The following is a 9,068-nucleotide window of genomic DNA, read 5'->3' on the forward strand; positions in this document are numbered from 1 at the left end:
CTCGTCTCTGCCGAGACACCCGATTTGGCGACCACGCTTTTGCATTAACGCCCAACTGAGTCTGTCCTGTCACACCACTTTTCAAACCCATTTCTTAAAGAGTAATAACCATGACCGTCATCAACACCAACATCAATTCCCTGATTAGCCAAAACGCCTTGACACGGAACAACCGAGCCTTGTCGAGCAGCATGGAGCAACTGTCCACAGGCAAGCGCATCAACAGCGCTTCCGATGACGCGGCCGGCTTGGCGATCAGCAACAAAATGACCGCGCAGATTCGCGGCCTGAACCAAGCCATTCGCAACGCGAACGATGGCATTTCGCTTTTGCAGACGGCCGAAGGCGCCACCACCGAAATCACTAACATGCTGCAGCGCATGCGTGAACTGGCCGTGCAGGCCGCCAACGACACCTACACAGCCGCTGACCGCTCGGCCATGAGTGCCGAAGTCAGCGAACTGCAGGACGAAATCAACCGCATCGGCAACAACACCGAGTGGAACGGCATGAAGCTGTTCATCGCCGCCAGTGCGGGCAGTGCCGGCGGTATCGGCACCTCGGGCAACGTTCGTATGCAAGTGGGTGTGGACGGCACCAGCACCGACCGCATCGAGGTTCAACTCAACGAGATCACCACCAGCACCCTGGGTGTGAGCAGTATTTCTTTGAGCAGTGCAACATCCGCATCGTCAGCCTTGGCCACTATAGATCTCGCCATCAGCGAGATTGACGACAACCGCGCGACCTACGGTGCCACCATCAACCGTCTGACGTATGCAGTGGACAACCTGACCAACGTGTCGCAAAACTCCAGCGCATCGCGCAGCCGGATTTTGGACACGGATTACGCCAAAGCCTCTGCCGAGTTGGCGCGCTCGCAGATCATCCAGCAGGCGGCAACGGCGATCTTGGCCCAGGCCAACCAAAGCCAGCAATCGGTTTTGAAACTGCTCGGCTGATGAACCGTATTGAGGTTGTCTCGATGAAAACTGTCACACCTTGCCCCATCAGCCATGTCTGATCTGGGCAAGGGACAGGAGCCGGCCAGCCGTGGCCCCAACTGCTGGCAATGCCGGCATTTTGCGATCACCCACATCCCCTCTTCTCCTTATGCTTGCCGCAGCATGGGGTTTCAGTCGCGCTTGATTCCTTCTCTCGAAGTGCTGCGCGTCGACGGCCAGTTTTGCCGTCTGTTCTCGCCCAAAGAAGCACCCAACAAAGCCTGATTTTCGGCTGTCAATCTTCCGTCAAGCCCTGTCAATTTTTCAATATTGATAAAAATATCAAAGTATTCATTTTGTTATTTTTTGGGTTTTTAAAAATACAAAATTAAGCTGGCACAAGGGTTGCTTAGTTAGTCTCATCTGAACATGAGACCAACACCGTGAAGTCACAACCCTCGACCAACCCACTGGCCCTTTGGCTGGATCCCGAAGCCGCCCTGAGCCCAGAGCACAGCCAAGCTCTGCAGGTCAGTGGCTGGGCAGTGATGCCCGTCAACACCCTCGACCATTTGCTCACCCATGCTGCCGATGCGGCCATGGTGGTGTTGCACCTCACGGCCGACGTGACACGGCTTAAAGCTGTTCAACAACTCTTGCAAGACGCCGGTTTGAGCACCCCGGTGGTCTGCCGTGTCGAACGCCATGAATTGGACCTGGCCGTGGAAGCCACGCAAGCGGGTGCCCTCACAGTGCTGGCCGCTCAAGATGTGCGTCAGGCTTCTTGGCTGCGTCTGCACAACCAACTCAATCCCAGTGCCATTCGACTGACACCCCAGCCTGTGCGCAATGTGGTGTTTGTGGACCCGGCCAGCCAGCACCTCTTGGCCATGGCCCAAAAAGTGGCCCAAGCCGATGTGACCGCCTTGCTGGTCGGCCCCACAGGCTCGGGCAAAGAAGTGTTGGCCCGTGTGCTGCACGAGGCTTCTGGCCGTGCACAGGGTCCGTTTGTGGCCCTGAACTGCGCGGCCATGCCCGAAAACCTGATCGAAGACATGTTGTTTGGCCACGAAAAAGGCGCTTTCACCGGCGCCCACCGTGAGCAAAAAGGCTTGTTTGAGCAAGCCCAAGGCGGCACCTTGTTCCTGGACGAGATTGGCGAGATGCCGATGCACCTGCAAAGCAAGCTGCTGCGGGTCTTGCAAGAGCGACAGCTGACCCGTCTGGGGGGTCAAAGCACCATCCAACTGAACGTGCGCATTGTGGCGGCCACCAACAAAGACCTGAAAAAAGCCATCGCCGAGCGCGAGTTCCGCGAAGACCTGTACTACCGCATCGCCACCTTCCGCATGCGCCTGCTGCCTTTGGCCGAGCGTCCGGGCGACATCATCCCCTTGGCCATGCAATGTTTGCTGCAACATGACAAAAAGCCTTGGCAGTTGTTGCCCCAGGCGCAAACCCATTTGTTGCAATACCCTTGGCCAGGCAATGTGCGCGAACTTGAAAACGTGATGCGCCGCGCCATGGTGCTCTGCGCCGACCATGTGGTCACCCCAGCACACCTGATGTTTGACGACTGGTTGACCGCATCGGCTCTGGTCGCAGCGCCCGCACCGGCACCAACTACAACCTTGCAGGCACCAGCCGCGTTGGCTGACATGCCCAGCGCCATGCCAAGCCCATTGATGGTGGAGCGCGCGATGCCAGAAGTGCTGCCTCAGGCCACCGACTTGAACAGCGCCGCCCGCATGAACGAACACCAGGTGATCATGGCCACCTTGGCCAACACCCCCAGCAAAACAGAAGCCGCCAAGCGTTTGGGCATCAGCCCACGCACCTTGCGCTACAAGCTCGCGCAGCTGCGTGAGCATGGCTTGGGCATGGCCAGCGCGGCTTGCTGAAGGAGACACGCATGATCGACAAAGCCATTTCCCCCGCCAGCATCCAGTCGATGCTGCAAACCCTGCGCAGCCACCAAAGCGAAGCCGCTGGCAAAACTGGGTCGATGCCCGGTGCCAGCGAGTTGGGTGGCGCTGCAGGCGGTGTCCAAAAAACAGGTTTTTCCGACTTCGTGTCCGGCGCCCTTGGGCAGGTGAACGACTTGCAAGTGCAGTCGTCTGACATGCGTACCGCTTTTGACCGTGGCGAAAACATGGCACTGACCGATGTGGTGCTGGGCATGCAAAAGTCTTCCTTGGCTTTTGAAGCCACCTTGCAAGTGCGCAACAAGGTGCTTAAGGCTTATGAGGAAATCCTCAACATGCCAGTCTGACCCTCATAACTGAAGAAGAAACAACATGGCTGCAGCAATCGCAACAATGAACACCGGGTTGATGACATCCCCCCAGGGGGCAGACAACTTACCGGCCACCACCACGGGTGGCAGCAGTTTGGCCACCGTCCCCGGTGCAAGCGACAAAGACGGCAAAGCCGCAGGCACCAGCCTGAGCCCTTGGAGCACCAAGGGTCTGTCCGATTCATTTTCTAAAGTCATCAACCAGCCCTCGGTGCGCAAGGTGTTGCCGCTGATCGTCATGCTGGTGGCTGTGGTGGTTTTTGGTTTGATTTATGCCTGGATGAACGTGGTGCCTTACCGCCCCGTCATGCCGGGCCTGCAAGAGGCCGATCAGCAAAAGGCGTTTGAGTCGCTCAAGACAGCGGACTTCAGCCCCAAAATTGACCCGGCCACGGGCCAACTGACAGTGCCGAGCAATCGCTTTCATGAAGCCCGCATCTTTTTGGCCTCGCAAGGCTTGCCCAAAGCGGGCGCAACTGGCTTGGATGGTTTGAAAGAGCAGTCCTCCATGACCACCAGCCAATTCATGGAACAGGTCAAGGTCAATGCCGCGATGGAACAAGAGTTGGCACGCAGCATCATGCAAATTGGCAGCGTACAAAGCGCCCGCGTGCACTTGGCCACCCCCAAGCAAAGTGTTTTTGTGCGTGACCGTACCCCTCCCAAAGCCTCCGTGGTATTAGCCCCCTACCCTGGCCGCGCTGTGTCGGCCTCACAGGTTCAAGCCATCGTTCACCTGGTCTCATCCAGCGTGCCTTACCTGTCGCCTGACCACGTCACCGTGGTCGACAACGTTGGCAAACTCATGACCGAGTCGGCCACCGAGCAAAAGCTGGGTTTGACTTCGGCCCAAGAGCAGCACAAACAGCAGCTCGAAGAGGTGTACCGCAACCGCATCATGCAAATTTTGTCCCCCATGGTGGGCGAAACCAATGTGCGTTCGCAGGTCAACTTGTCGCTCGATTTCACCCAAATTGAAAGCACCACCGAAGACTTTGACAACCGCGACAAAGGCCCGCGTACCCGCTCAGAAGTGCTGGCCGAAGACCGTGCTGCCAGCAAAGCGGCCGAGGGCATCCCTGGCGCCTTGGCCAACACGGCACCGGTCGCCCCCACCGTGACCGACGCGACCACTGCAGATCCCAACAAAGGGCAAGCCGAATCGGGCAGCAAACTCAGCAGCCGTTCGACCCGCAACTTTGAGTTGGACCGCACGGTGCGCCATGTGCGCAATGCCACAGGCGGCGTGATGAAGATCAGCGTGGCCGTGGTGGTGAATGAGCGCCCAGCGCCCCCTCCCGCCAAAGACGCCCCCGTGGTGCCCAACGCACCCACCACTGTGGCTTACACGCCGCAAGAATTGGAGCAAATGCTGCAAGTTGTGCGCGGTGTGGTGGGTTTTGACCAACAACGCGGTGACAACGTGTCGGTGGTGCCCGCCAAGTTTGAAGCCCCCGCCAACTTGGAAACCATTCCTTGGTACCTGGAAGATGTCGTCCAAACAGGCATCAAGAGCAGCTTGCTGGCCATCAGTTTCATCGTCTTCTTGTTCATCGTGATTCGCCCTATCATGCGCAACATCTACGAGGACCGTGTGGCACAAGCCGAAGAAGCCAAGGCGGCCCTGAGCGACGGCGAGTTGAGCGAAGACGACATGCGCATGATCCAGATTGGCGAAGGCGACAGCTTGCAAGAGATCAAAGCCAAGCTCAAGCCCAAGAAGTCGAGCATTTCCATGGACATGCTGGACACCGCCAACACCTACGACGACAAAGTGGCGCTCATTCGAATGCTGGTGGCCGAAGACTCAGGCCGTGTGGCCAACGTGCTCAAGGGCATGATCAAGGTCAACTGAAGCACATCAAGGAATCAAGACCATGGCAACCAAAAAACCCGACGACAAAGCTGACAAGGGCGCTGCTGCAGCCCCTGCAGCCCCTGCGGCCAATTTACCCATCGCGATGACCGAAGAGTTGGCCAAGGAATTGGCCGAACTGACAGGCACGCAACGTGCGGCTGTTTTGATGCTCTTGCTGGGTGAACAACAAGCTTCCGAAATCATTCGGTTCTTGAACCCTAAAGAAGTGCAGTCTTTGGGTGCGGCCATGGTGTCGGTGTCGGATTTGTCCCAAGAGGCGGTCAACATCGTGCTGGATGAGTTTGTCAACATGCTGAAAAAACAAACCAGCTTGGGCTTGGGCACCGGCGACTATGTCGAAAAAGTGCTCAAACGCGCACTGGGTGACGACAAAGCGGCATCGGTGCTCAGCCGCATCATGCCGGGCCAAGGCAGCAAGGGCTTGGAAATTTTGAAATGGATGGACGCACGCTCGATTGCCGAGATGATCCGCGGCGAACACCCCCAGGTGACGGCCATCATCTTGTCGGTGCTCGAATACACCGTGGCTGCCGACGTGCTGAACTTTTTGCCTGCCGAATCACGCCCTGAAATCATCCAGCGCATTGCCAGCTTGGAGACAGTGCAACCGTCGGCCATGGAAGAGTTGGAACAAATCATGATGAAGCAGTTCGCCACGAACTCGTCGTCCAAATCGTCCAGCTTCGGTGGCGTGAAGGCCGCCGCGCAGATCATGAACTCGGTGAAAGTCGAGCTGGAAAGTTCCATCATGATCGGCTTGTCGCAGATCGACGCGGACCTGATGCAACGCATTCAGGACAACATGTTCACTTTCGAAAACTTGGTGAGCGTGGACAACCGTGGCATCCAGGCCATCATGCGCAAGGCCGAGCCCGACCTGTTGATGGTGGCCCTCAAGGGTGCACCGGACTTTGTCAAGGACAAGTTCCTCGACAACATGTCGGCCCGTGCCCGCGTCATGTTCGTGGACGACATGGAAAGCAAAGGCCCTTTGCGCATCACCGAAGTGGAAGAGGCCCAGAAGAACGTCATGCGCTTGGCACGCAAGCTGTCCGATGCGGGCGAGTTGGTGCTGGCGGGAGGCGGCGATGGCTTTGTCTGATCTCCACCCGGAACCCGCGGTCTGGAGCATCAACCCCTTGCTCAACAGCAAGGTACAAGCCCCCCGATTTTTGCGCACCCAATGGGACGAGGCCTCGGCCCGCGCCTTTGGTCCCTGGCGTGTGGCCGAAAAAATCGAACCCACCGAGGGTTTGACAACCGAATTACCAGTCACGCACAACGAAGTCTATCCAACAACCGACGAGACAGATTTGGTCACCAGCGAAGCCACTGCGACCGCGGTAGAGACTGAATCGCCGTGGACGGATGCCGCCCTGGAGGCGCTGCGTGATGAAGCCTACCAACGCGGCTTGCTCGAAGGCCAAGCCAAGGTGCGAGAAGAGCACGAGACCGAGCGCAGCAAAGAGCGCGAACTGGTGCGTCACCTGGGCATCGAGTTGCGCAGCATCAGCCAAGACCCTCAGCGGTTTTTTGAACCCCTCAAGCGATTGTCTTTGCATCTGGCAGAGCAACTGGTGCGGGCCGAACTGCAACTGTCGGGCCAAGCCATTCACAACCTGGTCCAAGCTTGCATTCAGCAACTGGACCACGCGGCCCTGCCTGTCCATGTCAGCGTGAATCCCGAAGATTTGCAACGCCTCAAAGAGATGGGCAAGTCGGTCACCGACCACATGCAGCTCGAACCCGACACCTTGCTGCGCCCGGGCAGTGTGCGCGTGCGGGTGCAAGACAGCGTGGTGCAAGACCTGATTGAAAACCGCCTAGAACCCTTGGCCCGGCGTTTGCTGGCCCAGCCAGAAGCCTGGATGCAGCAATCGTCCTTGGTCAAAGAACGCGCAGAAGCCTTGCCCGCCGACACCCCCAGCCGTGACTGGAGCCGACAAGTCCTTGACGTTGAAGACGTCGAAGACTCCGACATCAAGTCCCCCAAACCGCCTTTGAACCCTTCGGCCCCACCGCCAGACGACACCCATGATGAACTTTGACGCAGAGGTCAGCCAACTCATTGGCGAGCTGCACGCTCCGGACCCCCAACGCAATGGCACCTTGGTGCGCTTGGTGGGCATGCGTCTGGAAACGCGGGGCCTGATGGCGCCGTTGGGCGCTTGCTGTGAAGTGGTGGGCCAGTTTGGCCACCGGGTCGAGGCCGAAGTGGTCGGTTTCAACGACGACACACTCTACCTTTTGCCCTTCACCGAGCCCCAAGGTATTGGGCCAGGGGCCAAAGTGTCGGTGCTCAGCCACACCTCACAAGTGGCTCTGGGACCAGAACTTCTGGGCCGCGTTTTGGATGGGCGGGGCCAGCCCCTGGACGGCAGGCCCGCCCCGGTCTGCACCGACGTGCTCAGCCTGCAAGGCCGTCCCATCAACCCGATGGAGCGCGGACCGATCAAGGAAATTTTGGACGTGGGCGTCAAAGCCATCAACGGCATGTTGACCATTGGCCGGGGTCAGCGTCTGGGCCTGATCGCCGGTTCGGGGGTCGGCAAAAGCGTGTTGCTGGGCATGATGACCCGCTTCACCGAAGCCGACGTGGTGGTCATTGGCCTGATTGGCGAGCGCGGCCGCGAAGTGCAGGCGTTCATTGAAGAGTCTTTGGGGCCAATAGGTCTGGCCAAATCGGTGCTGATTGCCGCCCCCGCCAATGAGTCGCCGGTGCTGCGCCTCAAAGCCACCCACATGACACACGTCATTGCCGAGTATTTCCGCGATCAAGGCAAAAACGTCTTGATGCTGGTGGACAGCCTGACCCGCGTAGCCCACGCACAACGCGAAATTGGCCTGGCCGTGGGCGAGCCCCCCACCGCCAAAGGCTACCCCCCTTCGGTGTTTGCACTGCTGCCCAACTTGATTGAACGTGCGGGTGTGGGTCGCCACGGCGTGGGCTCCATCACCGCTATCTACACCGTGCTGGCCGAAGGCGACGACGCCAACGATCCGATTGTGGACATTGCCCGCGCCTCGCTCGATGGCCAAGTGATGCTGTCGCGCAAGCTGGCCGATGCGGCGCACTACCCCGCGATCGACCTGAACGGCTCGATCTCGCGGGTGATGCAAAACCTGCTGTCGCCCGAAGACCAAAAACTGGCCAACCGGTTTCGACGCCTGTGGTCGCTGTACCAACAAAACCAAGACCTGATACAGGTGGGCGCCTACGAAGCCGGCAGCAACCCCGACCTGGACCAAGCCATCCGATTGCGCACATCGATGGAACATTTTCTTCAACAAGACATGCACACGGGCCAGGACGTCGCCGCCACAAGGCACGAAGTTCACCACCTGATGTCGGTCTGACCCATCCAAGGCCTCACCCATGAGACAAGCTCGAAACTGCTGGCCCGTATTGGTTCGCAAAGCCCAAGACGCGGTCAACGAAGCCCAAACCGACATCGCCAAGGCACTGGCCCGCGTGGACCAACTGGAAGCCAGCCACGCCCGGCTGTGCAGTCTGTACGACGAGTACCGCCTGCAGGAAAACCAAAACACGGCGCCGATCATGGGCATGCAAGCGAGCATGAACCACCGCCAATTCATGGCGCAACTGCTCACTTTGCAGCAACGCGTGGTGCTCGACCTGAGCAAAGCCCGGGCCACATTGGCCCAAATGCGCAAAAAAAGGGTGTTGGCCGAGGTCGAACTTCACAAAATGGAATCCTTGGCCGAACAAGACGCCAAAGCCGTGGCCCGCGATGTGATGCGCGACGAGCAAAGGCAAATGGACGAGCTGGGCGTGCGCAAATTCAACCTGAGTCCTCAAATCTGACGAGCGTTCAAGGCTTGACTTATTAAAATATTTAAAAAATAATAAATTTATTCATAAAAATATATATTAATTATTCATAAATAATTGTAAATCTAATCGATAAATTTACAGATATCAATAATA

The 9,068-nt window shown here is 58.0% G+C and carries 9 protein-coding genes; all 9 read left to right on the plus strand.

All coding sequences use genetic code 11. From position 1 onward, the window contains the following. Positions 1 to 110 precede the first annotated feature (110 nt). The 9 genes from Q0O19_RS12795 (at position 111) to fliJ (ending at position 8,945) form a co-directional block, all read left to right on the plus strand. Positions 111 to 962: a flagellin gene (locus tag Q0O19_RS12795; RefSeq protein WP_295523572.1), complete on the plus strand. Its 852-nt coding sequence runs from the start codon at positions 111 to 113 to the stop codon at positions 960 to 962. A gap of 54 nt (positions 963 to 1,016) precedes the next feature. Then, positions 1,017 to 1,229: a hypothetical protein gene (locus tag Q0O19_RS12800; protein ID WP_295523574.1), complete on the plus strand. Its 213-nt coding sequence runs from the start codon at positions 1,017 to 1,019 to the stop codon at positions 1,227 to 1,229. A 158-nt stretch (positions 1,230 to 1,387) separates the two neighbouring features. Continuing rightward, positions 1,388 to 2,845: a sigma-54 dependent transcriptional regulator gene (locus tag Q0O19_RS12805; RefSeq protein WP_295523576.1), complete on the plus strand. Its 1,458-nt coding sequence runs from the start codon at positions 1,388 to 1,390 to the stop codon at positions 2,843 to 2,845. Between the two features lie 11 nt (positions 2,846 to 2,856). Then, positions 2,857 to 3,216 (plus strand): flagellar hook-basal body complex protein FliE, encoded by a 360-nt coding sequence (fliE, locus tag Q0O19_RS12810; RefSeq protein WP_295523578.1) that lies wholly within the window; start codon positions 2,857 to 2,859, stop codon positions 3,214 to 3,216. Between the two features lie 25 nt (positions 3,217 to 3,241). Further along, positions 3,242 to 5,095 (plus strand): flagellar basal-body MS-ring/collar protein FliF, encoded by a 1,854-nt coding sequence (fliF, locus tag Q0O19_RS12815; protein WP_295523580.1) that lies wholly within the window; start codon positions 3,242 to 3,244, stop codon positions 5,093 to 5,095. 22 nt (positions 5,096 to 5,117) lie between these two features. Continuing rightward, a complete protein-coding gene (gene fliG, locus Q0O19_RS12820) occupies positions 5,118 to 6,221 on the plus strand; it encodes a flagellar motor switch protein FliG (protein ID WP_295523582.1) in 1,104 nt (367 codons plus the stop codon). Then, positions 6,208 to 7,167 (plus strand): FliH/SctL family protein, encoded by a 960-nt coding sequence (locus tag Q0O19_RS12825; RefSeq protein WP_295523584.1) that lies wholly within the window; start codon positions 6,208 to 6,210, stop codon positions 7,165 to 7,167. Before fliG ends, Q0O19_RS12825 begins: the two co-directional genes overlap by 14 nt. Beyond that, positions 7,154 to 8,476, plus strand: coding sequence for a FliI/YscN family ATPase (locus tag Q0O19_RS12830; protein WP_295523586.1), 1,323 nt, complete (start codon positions 7,154 to 7,156; stop codon positions 8,474 to 8,476). Before Q0O19_RS12825 ends, Q0O19_RS12830 begins: the two co-directional genes overlap by 14 nt. A 19-nt stretch (positions 8,477 to 8,495) precedes the next feature. Next, the gene (gene fliJ / locus Q0O19_RS12835) at positions 8,496 to 8,945 is read left to right on the plus strand and encodes a flagellar export protein FliJ (protein ID WP_295523588.1); all 450 of its coding nucleotides are present in this window, start codon (positions 8,496 to 8,498) and stop codon (positions 8,943 to 8,945) included. The last annotated feature ends 123 nt before the right edge of the window (positions 8,946 to 9,068 follow it).

Origin of the sequence: Limnohabitans sp. Rim8 (genome assembly GCF_945869175.1) — a bacterium.
Taxonomy (GTDB): Bacteria; Pseudomonadota; Gammaproteobacteria; order Burkholderiales; family Burkholderiaceae_C; genus Limnohabitans_A.

What these genes read in the sequence shown, in the direction of transcription:
- Q0O19_RS12795 (WP_295523572.1), top strand. Translation starts at nt 111, where the DNA reads ATGACCGTCATCAACACCAACATCAATTCCCTGATTAGCCAAAACGCC.
- Q0O19_RS12800 (WP_295523574.1), top strand. Translation starts at nt 1,017, where the DNA reads ATGTCTGATCTGGGCAAGGGACAGGAGCCGGCCAGCCGTGGCCCCAAC.
- fliE (WP_295523578.1), top strand. Translation starts at nt 2,857, where the DNA reads ATGATCGACAAAGCCATTTCCCCCGCCAGCATCCAGTCGATGCTGCAA.
- fliF (WP_295523580.1), top strand. Translation starts at nt 3,242, where the DNA reads ATGGCTGCAGCAATCGCAACAATGAACACCGGGTTGATGACATCCCCC.
- fliG (WP_295523582.1), top strand. Translation starts at nt 5,118, where the DNA reads ATGGCAACCAAAAAACCCGACGACAAAGCTGACAAGGGCGCTGCTGCA.
- Q0O19_RS12825 (WP_295523584.1), top strand. Translation starts at nt 6,208, where the DNA reads ATGGCTTTGTCTGATCTCCACCCGGAACCCGCGGTCTGGAGCATCAAC.
- Q0O19_RS12830 (WP_295523586.1), top strand. Translation starts at nt 7,154, where the DNA reads ATGATGAACTTTGACGCAGAGGTCAGCCAACTCATTGGCGAGCTGCAC.
- fliJ (WP_295523588.1), top strand. Translation starts at nt 8,496, where the DNA reads ATGAGACAAGCTCGAAACTGCTGGCCCGTATTGGTTCGCAAAGCCCAA.